The sequence below is a fragment of the Thalassotalea loyana genome (assembly GCF_030161435.1).
Lineage (GTDB): Bacteria > Pseudomonadota > Gammaproteobacteria > Enterobacterales > Alteromonadaceae > Thalassotalea_G > Thalassotalea_G loyana.
Genome location: NZ_BSSV01000005.1, coordinates 15,866 through 41,868 on the forward strand (window position 1 = coordinate 15,866; position 26,003 = coordinate 41,868).

At 39.3% G+C, this 26,003-nt stretch carries 22 protein-coding genes; 12 read left to right on the plus strand and 10 right to left on the minus strand.

The genetic code is table 11. The annotated features are described in order from the left end of the window. Positions 1–16: 16 nt before the first annotated feature. The 4 genes from QQK05_RS11425 to QQK05_RS11440 form a co-directional block, all read right to left on the minus strand. Positions 17–1,468, minus strand: a complete 1,452-nt coding sequence (locus QQK05_RS11425) for a TrkH family potassium uptake protein (RefSeq protein ID WP_284298685.1) — start codon at positions 1,466–1,468, stop codon at positions 17–19. A gap of 27 nt (positions 1,469–1,495) precedes the next feature. Continuing rightward, a complete protein-coding gene (locus tag QQK05_RS11430) occupies positions 1,496–2,113 on the minus strand; it encodes a YigZ family protein (protein ID WP_284298687.1) in 618 nt (205 codons plus the stop codon). A gap of 17 nt (positions 2,114–2,130) precedes the next feature. Then, positions 2,131–3,450, minus strand: coding sequence for a Xaa-Pro dipeptidase (pepQ, locus tag QQK05_RS11435; protein WP_284298689.1), 1,320 nt, complete (start codon positions 3,448–3,450; stop codon positions 2,131–2,133). A 73-nt stretch (positions 3,451–3,523) separates the two neighbouring features. After that, positions 3,524–5,452 (minus strand): transglycosylase SLT domain-containing protein, encoded by a 1,929-nt coding sequence (locus QQK05_RS11440; RefSeq protein WP_284298691.1) that lies wholly within the window; start codon positions 5,450–5,452, stop codon positions 3,524–3,526. A 115-nt stretch (positions 5,453–5,567) separates the two neighbouring features. Here QQK05_RS11440 and QQK05_RS11445 point away from each other — a divergent pair, with 115 nt between their 5' ends. Further along, positions 5,568–6,494: an SPOR domain-containing protein gene (locus QQK05_RS11445; RefSeq protein ID WP_284298693.1), complete on the plus strand. Its 927-nt coding sequence runs from the start codon at positions 5,568–5,570 to the stop codon at positions 6,492–6,494. A 54-nt stretch (positions 6,495–6,548) separates the two neighbouring features. After that, on the plus strand, positions 6,549–6,800 hold the full coding sequence (gene tusA / locus QQK05_RS11450; RefSeq protein ID WP_284298695.1) for a sulfurtransferase TusA: 252 nt from the start codon (positions 6,549–6,551) through the stop codon (positions 6,798–6,800). A 32-nt stretch (positions 6,801–6,832) separates the two neighbouring features. Here the strand turns inward: tusA and glyS are convergent, their stop codons facing one another. The 6 genes from glyS to dnaA all read right to left on the minus strand — a co-directional run bounded on the left by glyS (position 6,833) and on the right by dnaA (position 15,987). Beyond that, entirely contained in the window at positions 6,833–8,899 is a 2,067-nt protein-coding gene (gene glyS / locus QQK05_RS11455) for a glycine--tRNA ligase subunit beta (RefSeq protein ID WP_284298697.1), read from the minus strand. After that, the gene (gene glyQ, locus QQK05_RS11460) at positions 8,899–9,828 is read right to left on the minus strand and encodes a glycine--tRNA ligase subunit alpha (RefSeq protein WP_284298699.1); all 930 of its coding nucleotides are present in this window, start codon (positions 9,826–9,828) and stop codon (positions 8,899–8,901) included. Before glyQ ends, glyS begins: the two co-directional genes overlap by 1 nt. Before the next feature lie 149 nt (positions 9,829–9,977). Further along, the gene (gene gyrB, locus QQK05_RS11465; protein WP_284298702.1) at positions 9,978–12,413 is read right to left on the minus strand and encodes a DNA topoisomerase (ATP-hydrolyzing) subunit B; all 2,436 of its coding nucleotides are present in this window, start codon (positions 12,411–12,413) and stop codon (positions 9,978–9,980) included. A gap of 7 nt (positions 12,414–12,420) precedes the next feature. After that, positions 12,421–13,509, minus strand: coding sequence for a DNA replication/repair protein RecF (gene recF / locus QQK05_RS11470; RefSeq protein WP_284298704.1), 1,089 nt, complete (start codon positions 13,507–13,509; stop codon positions 12,421–12,423). 3 nt (positions 13,510–13,512) lie between these two features. Further along, on the minus strand, positions 13,513–14,616 hold the full coding sequence (gene dnaN, locus QQK05_RS11475; protein WP_284298706.1) for a DNA polymerase III subunit beta: 1,104 nt from the start codon (positions 14,614–14,616) through the stop codon (positions 13,513–13,515). Positions 14,617–14,628: 12 nt separating this feature from the next. Then, complete coding sequence (gene dnaA, locus QQK05_RS11480) at positions 14,629–15,987, minus strand: chromosomal replication initiator protein DnaA (protein WP_284298708.1); 1,359 nt, start codon at positions 15,985–15,987, stop codon at positions 14,629–14,631. 459 nt (positions 15,988–16,446) lie between these two features. Between dnaA and rpmH the strand changes: the two genes are divergently transcribed. The 10 genes from rpmH (at position 16,447) to QQK05_RS11530 (ending at position 25,991) form a co-directional block, all read left to right on the plus strand. Further along, positions 16,447–16,581: a 50S ribosomal protein L34 gene (rpmH, locus tag QQK05_RS11485; RefSeq protein ID WP_074496262.1), complete on the plus strand. Its 135-nt coding sequence runs from the start codon at positions 16,447–16,449 to the stop codon at positions 16,579–16,581. Between the two features lie 65 nt (positions 16,582–16,646). After that, entirely contained in the window at positions 16,647–16,970 is a 324-nt protein-coding gene (rnpA, locus tag QQK05_RS11490; protein ID WP_284298710.1) for a ribonuclease P protein component, read from the plus strand. Next, positions 16,934–17,191 (plus strand): membrane protein insertion efficiency factor YidD, encoded by a 258-nt coding sequence (gene yidD / locus QQK05_RS11495; protein WP_284298712.1) that lies wholly within the window; start codon positions 16,934–16,936, stop codon positions 17,189–17,191. Before rnpA ends, yidD begins: the two co-directional genes overlap by 37 nt. Positions 17,192–17,194: 3 nt before the next feature. Beyond that, a complete protein-coding gene (gene yidC, locus QQK05_RS11500; protein ID WP_284298714.1) occupies positions 17,195–18,826 on the plus strand; it encodes a membrane protein insertase YidC in 1,632 nt (543 codons plus the stop codon). 398 nt (positions 18,827–19,224) lie between these two features. Further along, the gene (mnmE, locus tag QQK05_RS11505) at positions 19,225–20,598 is read left to right on the plus strand and encodes a tRNA uridine-5-carboxymethylaminomethyl(34) synthesis GTPase MnmE (protein WP_284299180.1); all 1,374 of its coding nucleotides are present in this window, start codon (positions 19,225–19,227) and stop codon (positions 20,596–20,598) included. 292 nt (positions 20,599–20,890) lie between these two features. Further along, positions 20,891–21,337 carry an FMN-binding protein MioC gene (mioC, locus tag QQK05_RS11510; RefSeq protein ID WP_284298717.1) on the plus strand — a complete coding sequence of 149 codons (447 nt, stop codon included), beginning with the start codon at positions 20,891–20,893 and terminating at the stop codon, positions 21,335–21,337. 398 nt (positions 21,338–21,735) lie between these two features. Next, positions 21,736–23,625: a tRNA uridine-5-carboxymethylaminomethyl(34) synthesis enzyme MnmG gene (mnmG, locus tag QQK05_RS11515; RefSeq protein ID WP_284298720.1), complete on the plus strand. Its 1,890-nt coding sequence runs from the start codon at positions 21,736–21,738 to the stop codon at positions 23,623–23,625. A 4-nt stretch (positions 23,626–23,629) separates the two neighbouring features. Then, positions 23,630–24,256, plus strand: a complete 627-nt coding sequence (gene rsmG / locus QQK05_RS11520) for a 16S rRNA (guanine(527)-N(7))-methyltransferase RsmG (RefSeq protein ID WP_284298722.1) — start codon at positions 23,630–23,632, stop codon at positions 24,254–24,256. A gap of 27 nt (positions 24,257–24,283) precedes the next feature. Beyond that, the gene (locus QQK05_RS11525; RefSeq protein WP_284298724.1) at positions 24,284–25,081 is read left to right on the plus strand and encodes a ParA family protein; all 798 of its coding nucleotides are present in this window, start codon (positions 24,284–24,286) and stop codon (positions 25,079–25,081) included. Between the two features lie 16 nt (positions 25,082–25,097). Further along, the gene (locus QQK05_RS11530; protein WP_284298726.1) at positions 25,098–25,991 is read left to right on the plus strand and encodes a ParB/RepB/Spo0J family partition protein; all 894 of its coding nucleotides are present in this window, start codon (positions 25,098–25,100) and stop codon (positions 25,989–25,991) included. Positions 25,992–26,003 lie beyond the last annotated feature (12 nt).

A 26,003-nucleotide genomic window follows, 5' to 3' on the forward strand; every position in this document is an offset into this window, starting at 1 on the left:
TTTCTCAGTAAAATAATTATGAACGCCAAAACGCTGGCGTAAATAGCACTAACAATGTGAAAATCTCTAACCGACCAAATAGCATTGCAACGATCAACACCCACTTACTGAAGTCATTAATACTGGCAAAGTTTGATGCGACTTCTCCCAGACCAGGACCTAGGTTGTTTAAACAAGCTGCGACAGCCGTAAATGCAGTGATATCATCTATTCCACTCGCAATTAACAACAACATACAAATAACAAATACTGCTGCATATGCAGAGAAAAATCCCCATACGGCTTCAATAACTCTAGGTGGTAGCGCTTTTTTACCCAGCTTGATTGAAAAAATGGCTTTAGGATGAACAAGCTTATTTAACTCACGAACACCTTGTAAATATAAGAGAAATACACGAATCACCTTCATACCACCACCAGTACTGCCGGCACAGCCACCAATAAAACTCGAGAAGATTAATAATATAGGTAACAAGGTTGGCCAATCAGCAAATGATGTCGTAGCAAAACCAGCAGTCGTACTAATTGAAACAGACTGAAATAATGCTTGATCAAGTGCCCTATCCGCATCGCTATATGTGCCTTCGGTCATAAGCACGATGAAACAAACGAGCGTTAGCACTATTTGAATTGAAATAAATACCTTAAATTCAGGATCAAAAATATAACTTTTAAATGAACGATTTTGAACAGCCGCATAATGTAGTGCAAAGTTTACCCCTGCAATAATCAAAAACACGACACAAACCAAATTAATCGCTGGGCTATTAAAGTACCCCATACTTGCATCATGCGTTGAGAAACCACCAATAGCAATGGTTGAGAACGCATGACATATCGCATCAAATGCTGACATTCCCGCGAGCCAGTACGCGACACCACAAAGAATGGTTAAGGATAAATAGATGTACCACAGATGTTTTGCCGTATCGGCAATACGGGGGGTCATTTTGGAATCCTTTACAGGACCTGGCGTCTCAGCTCGATAAAGCTGCATTCCACCAATGCCAAGCATAGGCAAGACAGCTACCGCCAATACGATGATCCCCATACCACCGAGCCACTGTAATTGTTGGCGATAAAACAGAACCGCATGAGACATACTGTCTAAGCCAGTTAGTACTGTGGCGCCAGTTGTCGTCAAACCAGAAAAGGATTCAAAAAACGCATCAGTAACAGATAAATTAGGCGCGTCTAGCAGTAATAATGGAATTGCGGAGAAACTCGCCAGTACCGTCCAGAATAAAACAACGATCAGGAAGCCTTCCCGTGCTCTTAAATCGCCCTTTTGGTTCCTATTTGGGTACCACGTCAATACACCCGCAGCTAAGCAAAACAAAAAAGATAAAAGAAACGGAACACCGCCCCCATCTCGATAGATTGCAGAGACTAAAGCGGGTGGTAACATGGTTCCACTCAATAAAGTGACCAGTAATCCTAAAATTCGGATGATGTTTCTATATTGCACGGCTTTTTTGGTATCCACCAATTGTTATTATTCGTCTGATGTTAGTACTAACTTACCAGATGACATTGTTTCTATCTGATTTGCAAATGCTTCAACTTGCGCAATAGGTAGCTCAAGAGTTAATTCAACAGATGCTTCAAAGCGTTGTTCAATTAACTTCCCCTGATGTTGCTCAAGTAAGTAATAAACATCATTTATCTGTGTATATTGACACGACAATGAGCGTTGTACCATAGGTATTTTAGTATGACTTTGCAATTTTTCTAATGCGTTTCTGACACTTAAGCTATATGCCCGAGATAAGCCTCCAGTCCCTAACTTAGTTCCACCAAAATACCGAACTACGATCGCTGCAACTTCTCCAATATCCCCCCCCTGCAAGCTCGCTAACATTGGCCGCCCGGCAGTTCCTGATGGCTCACCATCATCAGAAAAACCATATTTTTGGCTATCATCTGGGGCACCAAACAAAAATGCGTAACAATGATGAGAAGCATTAGGGTGTTCTTGCTGACAAGCATTCAACCTAATTTTGAAGTCTTCGGATGAAGTACATGGAAAAAGATAACAAATGAAACGACTGCGATTAACGACAGTTTCTTCAACTACATCATTAATCGCAATACGGTATGCCTTAGGCGTCATTGACTTGATCTAGCTTATTAATCGAGTGCTAAATCTCGCGTCATGTTTTCATTGGAAGATTGATGAACAATGATGTTGTCTTCAATTCTTATACCACCAAATGGCTTCAGTAACTCTACCGCCTGCCAATTAACCATATCTTTATGCTCTGAAGCTTTTAAATCACCTAGAAGCGAGTCGATAAAGTAAAGCCCCGGTTCAATAGTAAATACTTGATTAGCTTCTATTACACGAGAAGTTCTTAAGAACGGGTGATTATCAGGCGAATTAATATGCGTGCCACGCTCATCAGCCATAAACCCACCTACATCATGAGTTTGTAAACCTAAGTGATGACCCAAGCCATGTGGGAAAAACGTCGAAATGATTCCTGTTTCAACCGCCGTGTCGGCATCCACATTAATAATCCCAAACTCATTTAACACATTACCAATATCACGATACGTCTCAATATGAAGATCTACATAACTTTTACCTGGACGTAAACCATCGACGGATTTCAACATTAACTCATCCATGCGCTTGATCATATTAGCGAACTCATTTTGTTCGAATGCATACGTACGGGTAATATCAGACGCATATCCATTAAATTGAGCACCAGCGTCTATCAAGAATGAACGCATTGGATCTGGAGCTGTAAGCTCTAACGCTGTGTAATGTAAAATGGCTGTATTTTCATTTAAAGCAACAATATTGCCATAAGGTGTATCATTCGCTGTGTGGTTTGTCGCCTTTAAATACGCTTGTTGAATATCAAATTCTGACTTACCAGCTAAAAATGCCGCTTTTGCCGCTTTGTGGCCAGTAACCGCTATTTTGTTTGAGTTACGCATACATTCTTGCTCATAAGCAGTCTTATATGCACGATGATAATGCAAGTAATTAAGTACAGGCTCAGGGTTAATATTGTCAAAACCAAGCGCTTGAGCTACTTCAATATGCGCGCCAATATACGCGTAGCCAGCTTTATCATATGGTAACAGTTTATCAACTTCTGTCGCTTTGGTGAGCACTTTAATATCAAAAAACTCATTCCAGTAACTTTCCGTCAATGGAATAACTTTGTGCCAAAAATCAACAGGTTGGTAGTAAATTAAGGTTGGCTTATCATTACCATTTACGATCAACCAAGAATTTGGGATATCGACTAATGGTAACCACACTTTAAAATGCGGGTTAACCTTAAATGGATAACCATAATCATCTAAAAATACTTTTATTTCTTGTCCAGAGTGGATGACCAACCCTTCTAAGTTTTCACGAGCCAAAACACTGGCCGTGCGTTCCTGCATTGTTTTTACATGATTTGGGTAAAGTGTTTGTAATTTTGACATATGCCCTACCAATTGAGTCTGTTGTAATTAGCGCAATAGTACCAGTATGCGTATCGTTGAGCTAGTCAAAGCACTAGATCTCCATCGCAATTAACATGGCAAACAACGATTCTTTTTGGTTTGTTTTTTCCCGATAGATTTGTTGATAAGCCATTACACTTTTTACGTACTCTCTTGTTTCTTTAAATGGGATAGTTTCAATCCAAATATCAGCTGATAGCGTGGGTGTGTTTTTCAACCATTTATTAATTCTTGAACTACCAGCGTTGTATGCAGCAGTTGCTAAGATTTGATTCTGATTATGCTTATCAAGCAGCTGTTTTAAATATTTAGTACCTAAAGCAATATTCTGTTCAGGATTATTCAGTTTCCTAATAGAAACGGGACGCTTAGCCACATGCCTCGCAGTAGCAGGCATAATTTGCATGACACCCCGTGCGCCAGCACCAGAATGTGCATCTGGCATGAAAGAGCTCTCACGTCGCGCAATTGCAAACGCCCAAGGAGGTGAAATATCGTGTTTATTTGCTTGTGCAGTTATTGTTTCCTCATAGGCCAAAGGAAAACGCAAATCGACATCATTCAAATATCCTTCGTAAGCAAGGGTAAATATTGCTCTGTCATACCATCCCTGCTCATTAGCTACTTTGGCAGCAACTAACCGATCTCGCGTTGTTAATGACTTTCGCCAATGATTCCATTCTTTGCGCGCCATGGTTGGTCTGCCCAAATGAAAAAACTCAAACGCTCTTTTAGCACTGTCGCTTTGCAATATTTGGTTTCTTTCTTGCTGCGTTATTTCTAGTGGCTGATGATTAAGTGCGATATTTTTTGATAATCGGCTTGCCGCCAAAAAACCGTAGTAGTGACGCTCTGTCGCAAGCTCTGCTAGTAATACTTCACCAGCATTTTCCTGACTTGTCTCAACTAAGCTTCTAGCAAACCAATATTTCCACTGAAGTGTCTCTTTTGTTTTTTCTGGAAATTGCTTCAATTGTTGATGAATACTTTGCCAATTGTCATCACGCAGCATTTGTGAAATACGCCACTGAATAACTTGATCGTTTTGTAGAGTGTCATCTACGTTTACTAGCCATTCTTTTGCTGCTTCATGCCCTCTCGTTGCTAAAGCCAAAGCGAACTTCTGGTCAATCGATTGCCTTTGTTCTGTAGAAAATGGAAAACGCGCTTGTGCCTCTTTATAAACCTTGATCGCTAAGTCTTGATTTCGCCAAATCAAACGTTTTAAACCATAAGACAGAATTTGTGCTTCTCTCGCGCTCTTTTTAGGAAACCTTGATAGTTTTGTAATATAAGCAGGGTTACGACGTACTTTATGCCATAGCTGACCCAGATACTGCTGATCTTGGTCAAGCAAGCTTGTGATATATGGTATTAAGGTATGCTTGCCTCCATCTGCTGCTTTTTCCAAGCGTTGCCAAACAACGTCCTGTGTGCGATACCCTGCGTTTTTCCACTGCTTGAATATGCTGTCACAAACTTTTGGTTGAGACTTACCAACAACCCATAACTCAGTCACTTGTGGCAGTATTACGTCAGGTGATTCACCAGCAGCGAGCTGTGCTGACCTCATATAACACATGAGCTTTGGATCGCTATTTGATTTAAACGCATCAATAAATAATGTGCGGTAATTCTTTTTTGCTAAATATTCCAACCACTTTTTTCTCAGTGGCCAATCTAACGGTGTTCCCTCATAGGTTGCTAGAAATTGAGAGATGTTATTTGCATTATTAACATGAATGGATTTTATCAACCGTTGCTGATCTAAATATGGTTGTAACGGATAATAATGAAGTTGCTGATACAACTCTTTATATTGAGCTGATTGTGAGCGACCTGTTAACTTTTCCGCTTTTTTGAATAACTCTCTGTAATACTGATTATCTTGTGAAGCTGCATGAGCAGATAATCCTATTAAAGATGAAGTAACCAAAGCGATAGGAAGAAAACATTTTTTAAAAAAATCGGTTTTTGGCATGGAACTCTCGGCAAAAATGTAAGCCTTTGCAATCTAGTATTGCGCTTTATCGTCATCTACCTTACTGGTAATATGAAAAAAAACAATAAAAACTACGCTATCTGACACGGTAAAAATGAAAAAATATTTGTATCCATTAATTGCTACTATAATCCCTAGTTCCCTTTTAGCGAACGAACATCAAGTTTATTTGCTTTCTAGTTATAATTATCAATCTGCTAGTGATGTAGGATTTAATGCAGGTTACCAGTACTTTTTTAAGCCTAATTTTGCATTTCAGGTAGGTGTGGATCAATCAGGTGAACTTGAAAAGGAAACGAATACAGGAACACTGTACGGAGAGTTCGAGTCACTATACTTGGGCGCAACAATGCAGAAGCCGTTTAATGATAAAATTACTTCGTTTGCTTCCGCAGGTGTCATGTATGTAACCGATACGACCAATGAAGAATTTTTAGCTTCAGAGAGTACTTTGCCCTATTTAGGTTTAGGGTTTAATTTTGCCTTAACGAATAACTTTGCAGTTACGCTAAAGCACCAAAGTCAGTTTGGAAATGATGCATATCGCGATATGCACAGCATAAATTTTGGTATTACTTTTAAATTTGGTACAGAGAATAAAATAACGGCTAAGCGAAAGGCAACAACCAAACCAGAGCAAACACAGCAATCGAATATTGTTAACGCATCAATCAATAAGAATGATAATTCGGTGGTAAATGCTCCAGTGGTAGCCACCGCTAAGTCCGAAAGTAATGACATGGATGTAGTTAACTCAGGTGAAAGCATTGTTTACCAACAATGGCATATTCAATTAGGAGTCTTTTCAAATGATGAAAACGCAAAGCTATTTGTCAAAGAAATAGAGGAAAAAATAGGCTTGCTAGACAATCACAAACTAAGTATTCGTCCAGACAAAAATGTATATCGCGTCATTATTGACAATTTTGAAGATAAGGCGTCAGCTAAAAAATGGCAACTTGACACGCTAACAGTAAACGGAATTGATGGTTATGTCGTGCAAGACAGTAAGAAAGATTGATATCCTCGTCAATTTTCGTAAACTAGCGCCCTTTTATTATTTAAGGTAGCTGTTATGAGTCAAAGCCCGTTCGATAATGCCGATCACGTACTTGATGCTGTAGGGCTAAGGTGCCCAGAGCCAGTTATGATGATTAGACTCAACATCAGGAAGATAGAAGCTGGCGAGACATTACTAATAACAGCAGACGATCCGTCAACGACAAGAGATGTTCCAAGTTTTTGCCGCTTTATGGAGCATGAACTTGTCGCTCAGCAAACCGATGATAAACCCTATCAATACTTAATAAAAAAAGGGAGTGCATAGCACTCCCTTTTTTTTTCAATTGGTATTACTGATTATTGTAATAAAGAAATATCAGCCACGTTTAAGAACTGCGCTCGAATTTGAGCAAGCAGTGTTAAACGGTTAACCTTCACCGCTTCATCGTCAGCCATCACCATTACATCATCGAAAAATGCGTCAATTGGCGTCTTTAACTGAGCAAGTGCCGTTAATACACCTTGATATTCCTTTGCTTCAATCATTGGCGCTATTGTTGTTTCAACATTTGCTACAGCATCGATTAATGCTTTCTCAGCATCTTCCGTTGCTAATGCACCGTTAACTGATTCAAGTAACTGACCATCAAATTTAGCTAAGATATTCCCTACTCGCTTATTCGCTGCAGCAAGAGTTGTTGCTTCAGCCAAACCTTTGAAGTGAGTTACCGCTTTAACGCGCTGATCAAAATCTAATGGTGCTGTAGGTGCTTTTGCCAATACAGCGAGGATAATATCAACGCTGATATTTTGCTCTTGGTAGAATGCACGGTAGCGACCCAAAATAAAGTCGTTAACATCGTTCAACGTATTTTCGTTAACTAGCTTGTCACCATATAACGCAACACTGTGTTCAACCAGTGCAGTGATATCAATACTCAAGCCTTTTTCAATGATAATACGAATTAAACCAATTGCTGCGCGACGCAATGCGAATGGGTCTTTGTCGCCTTTTGGTGCTTGGTTAATACCAAAGATACCAACCAATGTGTCAATCTTGTCTGCAATGGCAACTGCGCAACCAATATTACCTTCTGGCAGCTTATCACCTGCAAAGCGCGGACGATATTGATCTTCTAATGCTTGAGCAATAGGCATAGCTTCGCCGTCGTGGGTCGCATAGTATTTACCCATAGTGCCCTGCACTTGTGGGAATTCTAAAACCATCTCAGTCATTAAGTCAGCTTTACTTAATAAACCTGCACGATATGCCTGTTCAGTGTTTTCATTGATTAAACTTGCGATAAATTGGCTCATCGCTGCAATGCGCTCAGACTTGTCTTTTAACGTGCCTAATTGTTTCTGGAATAAAACTGTCTCTAAGCTAGTTAAGCGAGATTCCAACGTTTGCTTTTTATCTGTTTTAAAGAAAAACTCAGCATCAGCTAAACGCGGACGAATAACCTTTTCGTTGCCTGAAATCACTTGGCTCGGATCTTTACTTTCAATGTTAGATACAAAAATAAACTTATTTAATAGATTGCCTTTCGAATCCATGACAGGGAAGTATTTTTGGTGATCTTTCATTGAGTAAATCAGTGGTTCTGGCGGTACTTCTAAGAAGCTTTCATCAAAATCACCAACTAAAGTAACTGGCCATTCAACAAGAGCGGTTACTTCATCTAATAAGTCTTGGTCAACGAGCGCATCACCACCTAGTTCATCAGCTGCATTTTTAATTTGCGCTTTAATGATGTCTTGGCGTGCTTGGTAATCAACTAATACGTACGCTTCTTTTAAAGCCGCTTCATAGTTGTCAGCGTGATCAATAGAGACTAAGCCTTCACTATGGAAACGGTGGCCTTGGCTTAAACGATCGGACTCAATATCAAGTACATCACCTGCGATGACCTTATCACCAAATAATATCGTTAGCGTATGTGCTGGACGAATAAACTGAGTGCGGCTGCTGCCCCAGCGCATTGGTTTTGGAATTGGTAATTTTGCGACGGCTTGCTTAACCATTGCAGGAATAAGTGCGTCTACTGTCTCACCCATAACGGTGGCTTTATGTAATAACCATTCACCTTTGTCTGTGACTAAACGTTCCGCTTGTTCAACCGTAATACCGTTAGAACGAGCCCAACCTTCCGCTGCTTTGCTCGCAACACCATTTTCATCAAACGCCACAGATACTGACGGGCCACGCTTTTCAACAACCTTGTCTGATTGCTTTTCTTGAAGGTTAGCTACCTTTACCGCTAAACGGCGCGGAGAAGCAAACCACGTAGCGTTATCGTACGCTAAGTTAGCTGAGCTTAACTGAGCTTCGATTTGTGCTAAAAACGTCTCAGCGAGCTCTTTTAAAGATTTTGGTGGTAACTCTTCAGTACCTAATTCAATTAATAAGGTTTGTGTTGTCATTATTTCTCTTCCTTATTAGTTGCTTGGTCATTAGTTTGGCAAAGTGGGAAGCCTAATTTTTCACGCGCTTCGTAGTATGCTTCAGCACAGGCTTTAGATAGAGCTCTTACTCTAAGTATGTAGCGTTGACGCTCTGTAACTGAAATAGCGTGACGTGCATCTAATAAGTTAAAAGCGTGTGATGCCTTCATTACTTGCTCGTATGCAGGTAGAGGTAAGCCATGCTCAATGAGCTTTTGACTTTCTTTTTCGCAATGATCAAATTGTTCGAACAAAGCTGGAACGTCAGCATGTTCAAAGTTGTACGTCGATTGCTCTACTTCGTTTTGATGGAATACATCGCGATATAGTACTTTACCCATAGGGCCATCTGTCCATACTAAGTCATAGATGCTATCAACATTTTGGATATACATTGCAAGACGCTCTAGACCGTATGTGATTTCACCTGTTACTGGTGCACACTCTAAACCACCTACTTGTTGGAAATAAGTAAACTGAGTAATTTCCATTCCGTTTAACCAGATTTCCCAACCAAGACCCCAGGCACCTAGTGTTGGTGATTCCCAGTTGTCTTCAACGAAACGAATATCATGAACCAATGGATCAATGCCTAACTCTTTTAAAGAATTTAAGTAAAGCTCTTGGATATTTTTTGGCGATGGCTTCAACATGACTTGGAATTGATAGTAATGCTGCAAACGGTTTGGGTTTTCACCGTAACGACCATCGGTAGGACGACGACATGGTTGCACGTAAGCACTGCTCATTGGCTCCGGGCCAATAGCGCGTAAGAATGTCATAGGGTGAAAAGTACCAGCCCCTACTTCTAAATCGAGTGGCTGAATGATCACACAACCTTGGCGTGACCAATAATCCTGTAATTGTAAAATTAAACCTTGGAAGGTTTTGATATCAAACGTACTCATGTCGTTCCTAGTTTACGTTATAAACTTTATTAAAAATTGGGCTAATTATACTCACTGGCTCAATTAAAGCCTAGTAAGGTTTGTATCCTTTAAAATAAAAAATGCCCGATATGGTGACCGGGCATGTTTTATTGGATAAACGATTAAAACTAAACGTCTAAGTTTGCCACTTTAAGGGCATTGTCTTCAATGAATTCACGGCGAGGTTCAACTTGGTCACCCATTAAGGTGTTAAACAGTTGGTCTGCTGCAATTGCATCTTCAATAGTAACACGAAGCATACGGCGTGTTTCTGGGTCCATTGTCGTTTCCCAAAGTTGGTCAGGGTTCATCTCACCTAACCCTTTGTAACGTTGAATGTATTGACCACGTTTTGATTCAGCCATTAACCAGTTTAATGCTTCTTCGAAGCTTGATACTGGTTTAACTTTTTCACCACGTTTAACGTAAGCACCTTCTTCCATTAAGCCATTGATTGCTTTGTTGAGCCCGCGAATAGCATTAAATTCATTTGAGTTAATAAACTCATATCCACAGTTATACTGCTTATCGATACCGTGTTGGCGAACATTGAATTGTGGGAAGTAAATGTTGCGTTCAGCGTCGTGCAATACTTCAACTGAGTAAATTGAACCATTGCCATCTTGGTTTTCTAATTGAGTTAAGATGTTTTTAGACCAAGCTTCTACCGAATCTTTATTAGCAAACTCAGCTGTTTCAATAACATTTGAGTAAACCATTTTCTCTAAAATGTCTTCAGGAATCTGACGAGATACGCGTTTAATCGTATCCATAGTAGAGCGGAATTGATTTACCAACTGTTCTAATGCGACATCAGAAATGGCTGGCGCAGATTCATTTACATGAATTTCTGCATTTTCTAAAGCTAATGTTGTTAGGTATTCAGTTAATGCTTCGTCATCTTTAATGTAACGTTCTTGCTTACCTTTCTTAACTTTATAAAGTGGCGGTTGAGCAATATAAACATAACCGCGCTCCATAATTTCAGGCATTTGACGATAGAAGAAAGTTAATAATAGTGTACGAATGTGTGAACCATCGACGTCGGCATCCGTCATTATAATGATGCTGTGATAACGTAGTTTTTCTGGATCATATTCATCACGACCAATACCACAACCAAGGGCTGTGATTAACGTACCTACCTCTGCAGATGAAATCATCTTATCAAAACGTGCTTTTTCTACGTTTAAAATTTTACCTTTAAGAGGCAAGATAGCTTGGTTTTTACGATTACGACCCTGCTTAGCTGAACCACCCGCAGAGTCACCCTCCACTATGTATAGTTCAGAGAGTGCCGGATCTTTTTCCTGACAGTCAGCTAATTTACCTGGTAAACCTGCAATATCAAGAGCACCTTTACGACGTGTCATTTCACGTGCTTTACGTGCAGCTTCACGAGCACGTGCAGCATCGATTATCTTCATGATAATTGTTTTAGCTGTACCTGGGTTTTCTAATAGGTATTCGCCTAACTTCTCACCCATCGCTTGCTCAACGGCAGATTTAACTTCACTTGATACTAACTTATCTTTTGTTTGTGATGAGAATTTCGGATCAGGTACCTTCACTGAAATTACGGCGGTTAAACCTTCACGTGCGTCATCACCAGAGGCGTTAGTTTCACCTTTCTTGGTTTTGTTTAGACCTTCTTTAACCATGTAGCTATTTAGCGTACGTGTTAATGCTGTTCTAAAACCACTTAAGTGAGTACCACCATCTTTTTGTGGGATATTGTTTGTGAAACAGAAAATATTTTCTTGGAAGCCGTCGTTCCACTGTATAGCCACTTCAACAACAATACCGTCTTCACGCTCTAAATCGAAGTAAAAGATTTCTTCATTTACTGGTGTTTTATTTGTATTTAAGTAATCAACGAATGCTTGAATACCGCCTTCATAGTGGAAGTGTTCTTTCTTATCTGCGTCACGTTCATCAATTAATGTAATTGAAATACCCGAGTTAAGGAATGATAACTCACGAATACGCTTTAATAAGATGTCATAGTGAAACTCAATATCAGAGAAAATTTCAGCACTTGGCCAAAAGCGTACTTCTGTACCAGTTGTTTCCGAATCACCAACTTCTGCTAGCGGCGCTTGCGGTTCACCTAAATGATATTCCTGCTCGTGAATTTTTCCACCACGACGAATGGTTAGCTTTAACTTGTCACTTAACGCGTTTACTACTGAAATACCTACGCCATGAAGACCACCAGATACTTTATAACCTGAATCTTCACCACCAAATTTACCACCGGCATGAAGTACAGTCATAATTACTTCAGCTGCTGAAACACCCTCTTCAGGGTGAATATCAGTTGGAATACCTCGGCCGTCATCTTTTACAGATACCGAACCATCTAAGTGGATTGTTACGTGTATGTCGTTACAGTGACCAGCTAACGCTTCATCGATTGAGTTATCTAGTACCTCAAATACCATGTGGTGTAGGCCCGTACCATCATCGGTATCACCAATGTACATCCCTGGTCTTTTTCTTACCGCATCAAGCCCTTTAAGTACCTTAATACTATCTGAGCCGTATTCGTTTTCTACTGTCATATATAGCCTATTTACTTATTTCTAAGATTTCACCATGTTTCACGTGAAACATCTTATATTGTTGTTCTTGTTGTAACATGGGTTCCAACGAAAACTCGTCGATTGCTGTAATAATACTTTGGCAATCAATGTTATTTAAAGCATTCATCAATGCTGTTCGAGAATTAATATCTAACTCTGCACCAAAATCGTCTATTAACAGAATTGGTTTTACGCGCTCTACTTTTTCAATCAATTTTGTCTGAGCAAAAGTTAAAGCCAGTAAAAACAACTTTTGTTGTCCACGAGAAAGTTTTAAATCAAGTGCCTTGCCGCCAATCAAAAACCTTACATCAAATTTATGTGCGCCATATTGGGTGAACCCTGTTTGGCAATCTTTTTCAAAATTACTTTCTAATACATCAGCGAGTGATTTCTTATTTGGCCAGCCTTGGTAATATTGAACACGAATATCTTCAACAAGCTCCGGTAATAAGATACTAATCCAGCCTGAAAGTTCTTCTGACAGTTGGGTAAAGTAATTTTTTCTCAGCTCAGCAATTGCTTCACTTTGTATTACAAATTGCTGATCCCAATAATCGAAATCAGCCTTATTGCGAAATGATTTCAATAAGGCATTTCGCTGCTTTTGTAGTTTTGAAAAGCTTTTCCACAAACTACCAAATGATTGTTTCACGTGAAACATCCCTAAATCGAAAAACTTACGTCGTTCTTTAGGACCACCAAAAAACAACTTAAAGCTTTCTGGCGTAATCACTTGCACCGCAATGTTAACGGCGAGGTCAGAAAGCTTACTTACCTTCTCACCATTAATCTTTATTTCACTCGAACCTGTATTGATATCTCTTTTAATACCAAAACGAGATTCCTGATTATTCTCAATGCTAACTACAAAGTAACCTTGCTCAAATGTCACAAGGTTATCTAGTTTTGCATTGCGAAACGATTTTCCATGACCTAGATAAAAAATCGCTTCTAATATACTACTCTTACCGCTACCGTTATCACCGATAATAAAATTTAAATCATTATCAAACGTTATATTCGCAGGCTTTAAATTTCTAAAGTTGTGCGTTGTAAGCTTAGTAACACTCATTCACTACAAGCGCATTGGCATAACAACGTAAATTGCTTCGCCAGAATCTTTCCCTTCAATCACGACACTACTGTTAGCATCAGAGAGCGTAAATTGAACTTCTTCATCTTTGATTGCGTTTAAAACATCAAGCACATAACTAACGTTAAAACCAATCTCTAGTGACTCATACGGAAAATCAATTTCAATTAATTCTTCTGCTTGTTCTTGTTCAGGGTTATTCGCTGTGATCTTAAGTTCAGTTGGTTCAAAATTTAAACGAACACCTTTGAATTTTTCATTCGATAAAATAGACGCTCTAGATAATACCTGGCGAAGTGAGTCTTTGTCTGTTGTTAAGACTTTGTCACCATTACGTGGCAAGACTCGACGGTAATCAGGGAACCGACCGTCAACTAACTTACTTGTGAATGAAAAAGCCGTATCTAAAATACGGATATGGTTAGAGCCCATGAAAATTTGAATTTCTTCATCCACAGGCTCCAATAAACGAATAATTTCTAGGATACCTTTGCGAGGTACAATAACCTGTCGTGAAGGAAGCGATAATGCATCATTACCAATTTTACAAATTGCCAAACGGTGACCATCTGTCGCAACCGAGCGAATTTCATTTCCTTCGGTCTCAATCGACATACCATTTAAGTAGTAGCGAACATCTTGGTTGGCCATCGAAAAGTGAGTGCTTTCGATCAAACGCAGTAATTCAGATTTTAACAACTTGAACTCAACGTCACCTTGCCATTGCTCGATATTAGGAAAGTCGTTAGCAGACAATGTAGATAACGAATATTTACTACGCCCTGTACTGATCGTAACCGTCTCATCATGCGCGTCAAAAGTAAGCTGAGAATTATCAGGTAAACTCTTACAGATATCTAATAACTTGCGCGCCGGGATGGTTACCTTGCCATCTTCGCCATGATTCTCAACTTCAGCATAAGAAACCATCTCAAGCTCTAAATCCGTAGCTGTTAAGGTAAGTGATTGCCCACTTACGTCAAAAAGTATATTGCCTAAAATAGGTAATGTACTTTTGCGTTCAACTGCACCAGAAACTAAAAGTAATGGCTTAAGTAAGACTTCCCTATTTACCGAAAACTTCATTTGCTTTAACCCTTAAGACGATAATGTTCTTATTAAATTTGAATAATCTTCTTTTATATCATGAGAATCTTCACGAAGCTCTTTCACCTTGCGACAAGCATGAAGAACTGTTGTGTGATCTCGACCACCAAACGCATCACCAATTTCAGGTAAGCTATGGTTAGTCAATTCTTTAGACAACGCCATTGCTATTTGGCGCGGCCTAGCGACCGAACGGCTGCGCCTTTTAGACAGCAGATCAGCTACTTTTATTTTGTAATATTCAGCGACCGTTCGTTGTATGTTATCGATAGTAACAAGCTTGTCTTGCAGTGCAAGTAAATCTCGCAATGCTTCTCGAACAAAATCGATTGTTATCGCTCGGCCGGTAAAGTTTGCATTGGCGATAACACGGTTTAATGCGCCTTCTAGATCACGCACATTCGCTCGGATCCGTTTTGCAATAAAAAACGCGACTTCATCCGCTAAGTTAATATTACGCTCTTGCGCTTTACGCTTCAAAATTGCAACTCGCGTTTCAAGCTCCGGTGGTTCTATTGCTAAGGTTAGCCCCCAACCAAAACGTGATTTTAAACGATCCTCTACGCCATCGATCTCTTTTGGATAACGATCACTGGTAAGGATGATCTGCTGATTCCCCTCAAGCAACGCGTTAAAAGTATGGAAGAACTCTTCTTGTGTACGTTCTTTATTAGCAAAAAACTGAATATCATCGATCAGTAGAGCATCGACACTGCGGTAGTATTGCTTAAACTGCTCTATTGCGTTGTTTTGTAAAGCTTTAACCATATCTTGCACAAAGCGTTCTGAGTGCATGTAAGCAATCTTTGCTTTCGGGTTACTGTGCAAAATACCATTTCCGACGGCATGCAATAAGTGAGTTTTACCTAAACCGGTATCTCCGTAGATAAAAAGAGGGTTGTACGCAGTACCAGGGTTGTCAGCAACTTGAGACGCTGCGGCTCTTGCTAGTTGGTTTGACTTACCTTCAACGAAATTATCAAACGTGTATTTGACAAAAACATTAGTAGATTTTGGTAAATTTGCCTCAGGCTGAGCATTACTCGAGTTGCTAACACTAGGTTTAGGCACTTCAGTGACTTGAGAAACTTGATCGTGAGTTGATGTTGGTAAACTTCCAACGTCAAATCTTAACAATGGAGGGTTAGACTCCTCCATAGAGACCAACTCATTGATGCGATCAACATATTTCTCGCGAACCCAATCTAGAACGAATCGATTGGGAGCATAGATCGTCATGATATTGTTTTCTTCTACACACTGGAGTGGGCGGATCCACATACTGAATTGTTGTGCAGGTAATTCTTCTTGTAAAACAGACAGGCAACGATGCCAGAGTGATTGTGACACTCTATGACTCCTAACATTCTAATCTATTCGAGAGATGCCAAGAACGAGGCAAAAAGCGCGGATCAGAAAATAAATATTATTAATTATTCAGCTATTATCTAACGAGTTATCCACAACATCAATATTGACTTTTCGTATTTATAAAACTTTTTCACTAAAGCAACAATTAATCAAATAAAAACAATAATATACATCCATATAATAGTTTAAAATTAGCAGTTATGTTTTAATAACATCTGCTACATTTTTGTACAATAACAATAAAATACCCGTTAAAATGTGATAAAACTGTGGATAGCAAATAATTTTTGCAGGATCCTTAAACGATCTTTGCAAATTTTATCCAAAGAATAATATTGACAAAAAACTGTAGGCGCTTTAAAATTCGCCCTCATTTTTTGAACCAGTGTGCCAAAGGGCTGTTTTGCCAGGGCAACAACAACCGACGGACTAAGTCTCATGAAAAGAACATTTCAACCTAGCGTATTAAAGCGTAAGCGTAACCACGGTTTCCGTGCTCGTATGGCTACTAAGAACGGTCGTGCTGTTTTAGCGCGTCGTCGTGCTAAAGGTCGTGCTCGTTTAAGCGCTTAATCTCTCACGAGATTTGTAGCCAGATTATGACGGTTACTAAAAAGTTTACTCGGGAGTCAAGAATCTTGACTCCCAGTCAATTTCAAAACATCTTCTCAAATCCTACTCGATTTTCTACTCAACACTTTACTGTTTTAACAACACCAAACAATGATCAACAAAATCGTTTGGGGCTAGCTATTGCCAAAAAACGTGTCAAACTAGCAGTACAAAGAAACAGAATTAAACGTTTGGTTCGCGAAAGTTTTCGATTAAATCAAGACCAACTCCCACATGTTGATATGGTAGTAATGGTAAAGTCAGGCATAGATAGCCTTGAAAATGAAGACATCAGCAAGCAAATATATGGTATATGGCGCAAAATAGACCGTCGATTGGGCAAAAAATAGCAATATATCTAATAAAGGGTTATCAGAACTTTATTAGTCCAATGCTTGGCCCAAATAAATGTCGTTTCCATCCAACCTGCTCTTTTTATGCAATTGAAGCAATAAATCGTTTCGGATTGTTAAAAGGTGGTTGGTTAGCGAGCAAACGTATACTAAAATGCCATCCTTTAAATGAAGGTGGTGAAGATCCAGTACCACAAAAACCAAAAGAGAAAAAATAACTTATGGAATCCCAACGCAGTTTGCTTTTTATAGCATTACTTGTAGTGAGCTTTTTGTTATTTCAACAATGGCAGCTTGAAAATGCACCTATTCAAGTGCAAGAACAGCCACAAGTAACTCAAGATGTACAAGCAGAGCAAAATGGCAATGATGACTTTGTTCCTGCATCTTCACAAACTCAACCAAGTGTTGATGTAGTGAAACCTTCAGCGAAAATGATCACGGTCACAACCGATGTTGTGAAAGTAAAAATCAACACACAAGGTGGTGATATTACGGAAGTATCATTATTAAATTACGATACAGAGCAAGGCAGCGGCATTCCATACACCATGCTTCAAAATGGTGCTCGCAAATACATTGCACAAAGTGGTTTAACTGGCGCTAACGGTCCAGATCGCCTGATCCCTGGTCGCCCTATTTACCAAGTAGAAAAAACCGATTACCAATTAAACAGTGACGGTCAGCTTGAAGTTAATTTAGTATTAAACCAAGATAACGGTCTTAACCTAGTGAAAACGTATACCTTTACACAAGGTAAATACGATATAGGCCTTTCTTACAAATTAACTAATACAACAGCACAAAGTGCAAGTGTTCAGTTGTATGGTCAATTAAAGCAATCAAGTTACGTTGAAGGATCTTCAGCTTTTATTCCAACCTATCGTGGTGCCGCATTCTCAACAACGGAAGAACGTTACGAGAAATACGACTTTGAAGATATTGCTGATGCAAACTTAAATCAAACAACTCGTGGTGGTTGGGTTGCAATGCTTGAACACTATTTTGTGTCAGCTTGGGTTCCGCAAGTTGGTGACAATAATCAACTTTACACGAACTATACCTCTAATGGCGATGCAGTTATTGGTTTTAAAGCGCCAGCAGTAACAATCGATGCCAATCAAACAGCGACAGCGACGGCAACACTATATGTTGGTCCTAAGTTACAAGATGACTTAGCAGCCATTGCAGATGGCTTAGATCTGACTGTTGATTTTGGCTTCTTATTTATGATCAGTCAGCCATTACACTGGTTATTATTGGCAATTCAATCAGTTGTTGTTAACTGGGGTATTGCGATTATTATCATCACGTTAATCGTGAAAGGTATCATGTACCCATTAACCAAAGCACAATACACATCGATGGCCAAAATGCGTGATTTACAGCCTAAGATGCAACAACTTAAAGAGCGCTTTGGTGATGATCGTCAAAAGATGGGTCAAGCGACAATGGAGCTTTACCGCAAAGAAAAGGTAAATCCAGCAGGTGGTTGTTTACCTATGTTAATCCAAATGCCAATTTTCTTGGCATTGTACTGGGTATTTTTAGAGAGTGTAGAGTTGCGCCATGCATCGTTTGGCTTGTGGTTAACAGACCTTTCGTCGAAAGACCCTTACTACATTTTACCTATTTTAATGGGTATCAGTATGTTCGTGATGCAAAAAATGCAACCGATGACGACACAAGATCCAATGCAACAAAAGATCATGCAGTACATGCCTGTAATGTTTACTGTATTCTTCTTCTGGTTCCCATCTGGCCTAGTTTTATACTGGTTAGTAAGTAATATTGTTTCAATTATTCAAATGAAAATTATTTTTAACGGCATGGAAAAAGCTAAACAAAAATAGTATTAATTGATTTAAATTGAATAATAAAAAAAGCGGCCTCTGGTCGCTTTTTTTATTGTTATACCAATCTGAATAAATAAATGTTCGCTCAGCTTGTGATAAAAGTTGCTTGTAACATAGTAGTAGCGACTTTTATCCAATCCCTCCGCGAGCTCTCCTGCAGCCGATTACTGCCTAAAATTTGATTGATGTACGACTCCGTGGATGGGGGACTTAGAGCGACTAGGGAGACAAAGCTGAGAACGACTCTACCTTCACAAATTATGATTGTACTCGAACTGCTGGCGCAGCTCTGAGTAGATCATATTACTATACGGACTGGTATTAAATTTCAGCTTGAGCAAAACTTAGCGTAAAATACCACCATTAGACCATTATCGAGATTTAATATGACTGAGATGTCATTAAGCAGCAACACAGAAACAATTGCTGCACAAGCAACAGCACCGGGTAGAGGTGGTGTAGGTATTATTCGTGTATCAGGCCCTTTAGCGTCAAAAGTCGCCGTAACCATCTTAGGTAAGCAACCCAAAACACGATATGCAGAATATCTGCCATTTAAAGACCAATCAGGGCAAACCTTAGACCAAGGCATCGCATTGTATTTTGAAGGTCCTAACTCTTTTACTGGTGAAGATGTTCTAGAACTACAAGGTCACGGTGGACCCGTCATTCTTGATATGCTACTCAAAGAAATACTCGCTATCGAAAATATCAGAATGGCAAAACCAGGCGAGTTTTCCGAACAAGCATTTTTGAACGACAAACTCGATTTAACGCAAGCAGAAGCTATTGCAGATTTGATCAATTCAAGTTCAGAACAAGCTGCCAAAAGTGCCCTTCAATCTTTGCAAGGTAGTTTTTCTAAACTCGTTCACCAGCTTGTAGAAGACGTAATCCATCTGCGCATGTACGTTGAAGCAGCCATCGACTTCCCGGAAGAAGAAATAGACTTTCTCGCTGATGAAAAGGTAATGAATGATCTTACGGCGATTATAGATAGTGTTGAAGATGTTCAAAAACAAGCTAAACAAGGCAGCATATTGAGAGAAGGAATGCGCGTTGTTATTGCAGGGCGACCTAACGCAGGTAAATCTAGCCTACTTAATGCGTTGAGTGGTAAAGAGACCGCTATAGTAACAGATATTGAGGGAACAACACGCGATGTGTTAACTGAACAAATACACATTGATGGTATGCCTTTACACATTATTGATACTGCGGGTCTTCGCGAGAGTCCAGATAAAGTAGAGCAAATAGGTATTGAGCGAGCGTGGAAAGAAATTAAGCAAGCTGATCGCGTATTGTTAATGGTTGATTCGTCAAACGATCAAGCCATTGATCTAAAAACCTTTTGGCCTGAATTCTATCAAGCATTACCGGAAAATATTGGCGTCACATTAATTAAAAATAAAGCGGATATATCTGGCGCAACAATAGGTAAAACCGTTGAGAACGATGAACCTGTCATCACGTTATCAGCAAAAACCAATCAAGGTGTAGATTTACTAACAGAGCACCTAAAAGAGATCATAGGTTATCAAGGAAGTACGGAAGGTGGTTTTATGGCGCGTCGACGTCATTTGGTCGCGTTAGAAAACGCATATAAACATTTAACAAGCGGAAAGGATCAGTTAGAAGCTTACGTTGCTGGAGAGATCCTAGCTGAAGAGTTGAGGCTTTGCCAACAAGAACTCAATGAGATTACCGGGGAATTCACCAGTGATGACCTATTAGGTAAGATATTCTCGTCTTTCTGTATTGGTAAATAGTCCCCTGTAAGTTATTTGGTCTAAATTCAGTTGTAATAATGATTTGCTCTTTCTAAGTATATGGACAGACCGAAAGACATAGGTATTACTCTTAAACACAACTCGATCACGTAAATTTATCAGAGCATAGTGCCATAGTAACATTCAGTGTTATGGCACCTTAAGCTACCAACACAACAAGTTAGAAGCTTTTTATACGCTCTATTAAGAACAACCTTAGAGATGACTAAAGCAGTATTTCAATAGGTATAAAATGTTATAGTTACGCTTATTTTAATCAATAGGTGTAACTATGGCTTCAATTCAAATAATCGTCGGGAGTATGCTAGGTGGCTCAGAGTACGTTGCCGAAGCATGCCAACAAACTTTAGACGAATTAAACCATCAAACCACGCTCCATTTATCTCCTGAATTGTCAGATATTCCCTACAAAGATCAAATTTGGCTAGTTTGTACCTCTACTCATGGTGCAGGAGAGTATCCTGACAACATACAGCACTTTGTCGATCAGCTCACAGATCAAGAAATTGATCTATCAACAACGAAATGTATAACGATCGGTCTAGGTGACTCGAGCTACGACACTTTTTGTTATGCAGCGAAAAACATAAATAAACTACTAATATCAAAGGGTTGTAATCAAATAAAAGAACCTTTATTACATGATATGCAGCAAGATATCGATCCAGAAGAACTATCTTCTCTATGGATAAGCGATCTAAAAGATCAGTTATCTTGATCTTACTAATAAGATACCCACATAAAAACGCCATTATGCAAAGCAATGTGGATATCTTTGGTAATAAGTACTGAAATAGATCTTATTATTCAGTTTATTAAATTTAATCTAATTTTCCATGTGGATAACAAAGGCTTTTGATCAAAGGATATACGCCCATAGATCAACGTTTGATCACAGGATCTGATCTCACGGATCTCATTGGTTTATAAGGGCTAAAAAGAGTTATCAACAGATCAAGACGATCTTAATAATAAGTAATAATAAGATCTTTATATAAGATCTTTATATTTAATTAGTGATCGTGCTGCTTAAATTAAACGATAATTTTCATTCCAACGATCTAAAAAAAACGGTAGAATACGTGCCCTTTTAAATTAACCTAAGGTAAATGATCAATGTGGTATCAAGACTCATTTGACGTTATTGTTGTTGGCGGTGGCCATGCTGGTACTGAAGCAGCACTTGCAGCTGCTCGCATGGGCTGTAAAACACTTCTTTTAACACACAATATTGATACCTTAGGACAGATGTCATGTAATCCAGCAATTGGCGGGATCGGTAAAGGACATCTTGTAAAAGAAATAGACGCACTTGGTGGATTAATGGCAACAGCCATTGATCATAGTGCGATCCAGTTTAGAACATTAAATGCAAGTAAAGGCCCAGCAGTACGGGCTACACGTGCACAAGCTGATAGAGCGTTATATCGATCGTTTGTAAGGAGTTTTCTAGAAAACCAAGAAAACTTAACGATTTTCCAGCAGCCATGTGATGATTTGATCATTGAAAATGATCAAATGGTTGGCGTTTCTACCCAAATGGGACTGCAGTTCAAAGGCAAAACTGTTGTATTAACTGTTGGTACTTTCTTAGCTGGCCAAATTCATATCGGTTTAAATAACTACCAAGGTGGACGCGCAGGTGATCCTGCAAGTGTAAATCTAGCCAGCCGTTTACGTGATATGCCATTTAGAATCGATCGTTTGAAAACGGGCACACCGCCTCGCTTAGATGCGAGAACGCTTGATTTCTCAGTGATGCAAGAGCAACCTGGTGATACACCTCGTCCGGTATTTTCTTTCATGGGATCTCAAGAGGATCATCCAGAGCAGATTTCATGCTATATCACGCATACCAACGAAAAAACCCATGATATTATTCGTGAAGGCCTAGATCGTTCACCAATGTATACAGGTGTGATTGAAGGGGTTGGTCCACGCTACTGTCCATCGATTGAAGATAAAATTATGCGTTTTGCTGACAAAGATACGCATCAAATCTTCGTTGAGCCTGAAGGTTTAACGACGCATGAAATCTATCCTAATGGTATTTCAACTAGTTTGCCTTTTGACGTACAAATGAATCTTGTTCGTTCAATAAAAGGGTTTGAAAACGCACATATTACCCGCCCTGGTTATGCTATTGAATATGATTACTTTGATCCACGCGATTTAAAGCAAACGTTGGAATCTAAATTTATTCAGAACTTATATTTTGCCGGCCAAATTAATGGTACGACCGGCTATGAAGAAGCTGGTGCGCAAGGTCTTATTGCTGCTACGAATGCTGCTTTAAGAGTTCAAGAAAAAGATCAGTGGATCTTGGGTCGTGATCAAGCATATATGGGCGTATTGATTGATGACTTAGCAACGCTAGGGACAAAAGAACCTTACCGTATGTTTACTTCTCGTGCTGAATATCGTTTGTTGCTGCGTGAAGACAATGCTGACATTCGTTTAACGGAAAAAGGCCGAGAATTAGGCCTTGTTTGTGACAAACGTTGGGCACGATTTAACGAAAAAATGGAAAATATTGAGCTTGAACGTCAACGTTTAAAAACAACGTGGGTTCATAAAGATCATCCTGCAAAAGAGCAGTTAAATCCATTATTGAAAAACCCAATCTCTAGAGAAGCAAATTTAGAAGATATTTTACGTCGTCCAGAAACTCGTTATGAAGATGTTATGGCAATCGAAGCGTTTGGCCCAGCACTTAATGACACTCAAGCAGCTGAGCAAGTAGAAATTCAGATTAAATATCAAGGATATATTGATCGCCAAATGGATGAGATTGAAAAGAAAAAACGTCATGAAGATACGTTGATCCCTGTAGACTTCGATTACAGTCAGATCTCTGGTTTATCAAATGAAGTTGTTGCTAAACTTACGGATGCTAAACCTGAAACTTTAGGTAAAGCGTCTCGAATTTCAGGTATTACACCAGCTGCAATCTCGTTGCTGATTGTTTATTTGAAAAAACACGGTTTGTTGCGCAAGAGTGCCTAAATAGATGACATACGAAGTAGAATTACGTTCGCTGATTGAAAAAACTTCAATCGAAGTAAGCGACGAACAAGTTTCACAACTTAGCAAATATGTTGAATTATTGAACAAATGGAACAAAGCGTATAACTTAACATCTGTTAGAGATCCAAAAGATATGCTTGTAAAACATATTTTGGACTCTTTAGTGGTTGGTGAGCATTTGCAAGGTGATCGCTTTATTGATGTTGGTACAGGCCCTGGTTTACCCGGCATTCCATTGGCTATTTTGTTCCCTGAACGCGAGTTTGTTTTGCTGGATTCTCTGGGTAAACGAATTACATTTTTACGTCAGGTTGTTTTCCAATTAAAACTGAAAAACGTCACCCCTGTACAAATGCGTGTAGAAAAATATCCAATAGAACAACCATTTGATGGTGTTTTGTCTAGAGCTTTTGCTTCTTTGCAAGATATGATTAACTGGTGCTCACACCTGATTGATGAGAAAGGATGCTTTTACGCACTTAAAGGGCAATATCCAACAGAAGAAATTGAATTATTGCCAGAAAACATTAAAGTAACCAATAGTTACCCGCTTACCGTACCAACATTGGATGGTGAGCGACATTTAATTGAACTAAAAAAAACACAATAGCAAAATAAAAATACGTTCGAGGACTTTGTGGGAAAAATTATCGCAGTTGCCAACCAAAAAGGTGGCGTTGGAAAAACCACTACATCGGTTAATTTAGCTGCATCACTTGCCGCAACAAAACGTAAAGTGTTGTTGATCGATTTAGATCCTCAAGGCAATGCGACAATGGGGAGTGGTGTTGATAAATATGAAGTTCATGCGACTTGTTACGAATTGCTCATTGAAGAAAACCCAATCGAAGAAGTCGTAGTTAAAAATACTGCAGGTGTGTATGACTTAATTGCAGCAAATACCGATGTTACGGCGGCTGAAATTAAACTCATGGAATTTTACGCCCGTGAATTGCGTCTCAAAAATGCGTTAGCTGAAGCGCGAAACCAGTATGATTTTATCATCATTGACTGCCCTCCTTCACTCAACATGTTAACCGTTAATGCGATGGCTGCGGCTGATTCTGTTTTGGTACCAATGCAGTGTGAATATTATGCCCTTGAAGGTTTAACTGCCCTAATGGATACCATTTCAAAACTACAATCAGTGGTAAATAATGATCTTCATATCGAAGGGATCTTACGTACCATGTACGATCCTCGTAATCGATTAGCAAACGATGTTTCAGAGCAATTAAAGCGTCATTTTGGTGATAAAGTTTATCGTACGGTGATTCCACGTAATGTTCGTCTAGCTGAAGCACCTAGTTTTGGTGCACCAGCGATGTACTACGATAAGTCATCAACCGGTGCTAAAGCTTATTTAGCATTAGCAGGTGAAATTTTGAAAAGAAATGATGTAAAATCAGCGTCCGCAAAATCTAAAGCTAGTTAATTTATCAAGGAAAACTATGAGTCCGTCAAAAAGAAGAGGCTTAGGCCGAGGTCTTGATGCCTTACTTACCAATGCTCCTACTCCACAAGCAAAATCTTCGGACTCAAACCCAGAAGCTGATGTCATCGCAGATGGTCAGTTAAGAACATTACCTATAGAACAGCTTCAACCGGGTAAATATCAACCGCGTAAAGATATGTCGCCTGATGCTTTAGAAGAATTATCTGATTCAATTAAAGCACAAGGTGTCATTCAGCCTGTCGTCGTAAGGGCTGTTGATAATGATAAGTTTGAAATTATTGCGGGTGAACGCCGCTGGCGTGCTGCACAACTTGCACAACTCGATGAAATCCCGTGTTTAATTAAAAACGTGCAAGATGAAGCTGCAGTAGCAATCGCGTTAATTGAGAATATTCAACGTGAAGATCTAAATGCTATGGAAGAAGCGATAGCTTTGGAACGTTTATTGACTGAGTTTGAATTAACGCACCAAGAAGTAGCAGATGCAGTTGGTAAATCTCGTACAACGGTTTCAAACCTCCTACGTTTGAACAACTTAAATGAAGAAGTAAAAACCTTGTTGGAGCACGGCGATTTAGAAATGGGCCATGCTCGCGCCTTATTAGCATTAGAAGATGATATTCAAACAAACACTGCTAGAACTGTTGTCGCAAAAGAGCTAACAGTACGTGAAACAGAAGCGCTAATTAAAAAGGTGTTAACGCCTGAGCAACCTAAGGTTGAAAAGGTAAAAGACCCAGATACACAGTCATTGGAGCAAAACCTGACGGAAAAACTCGGTTCTCAAGTGACTATAAATCACAATAAAAAAGGTAAAGGAAAACTTGTTATTTCGTATGCTGATCTTGCCGAGCTCGATTCAATTGTTTCTCGTTTCGGGTCATTTTAGCGAATAAATATG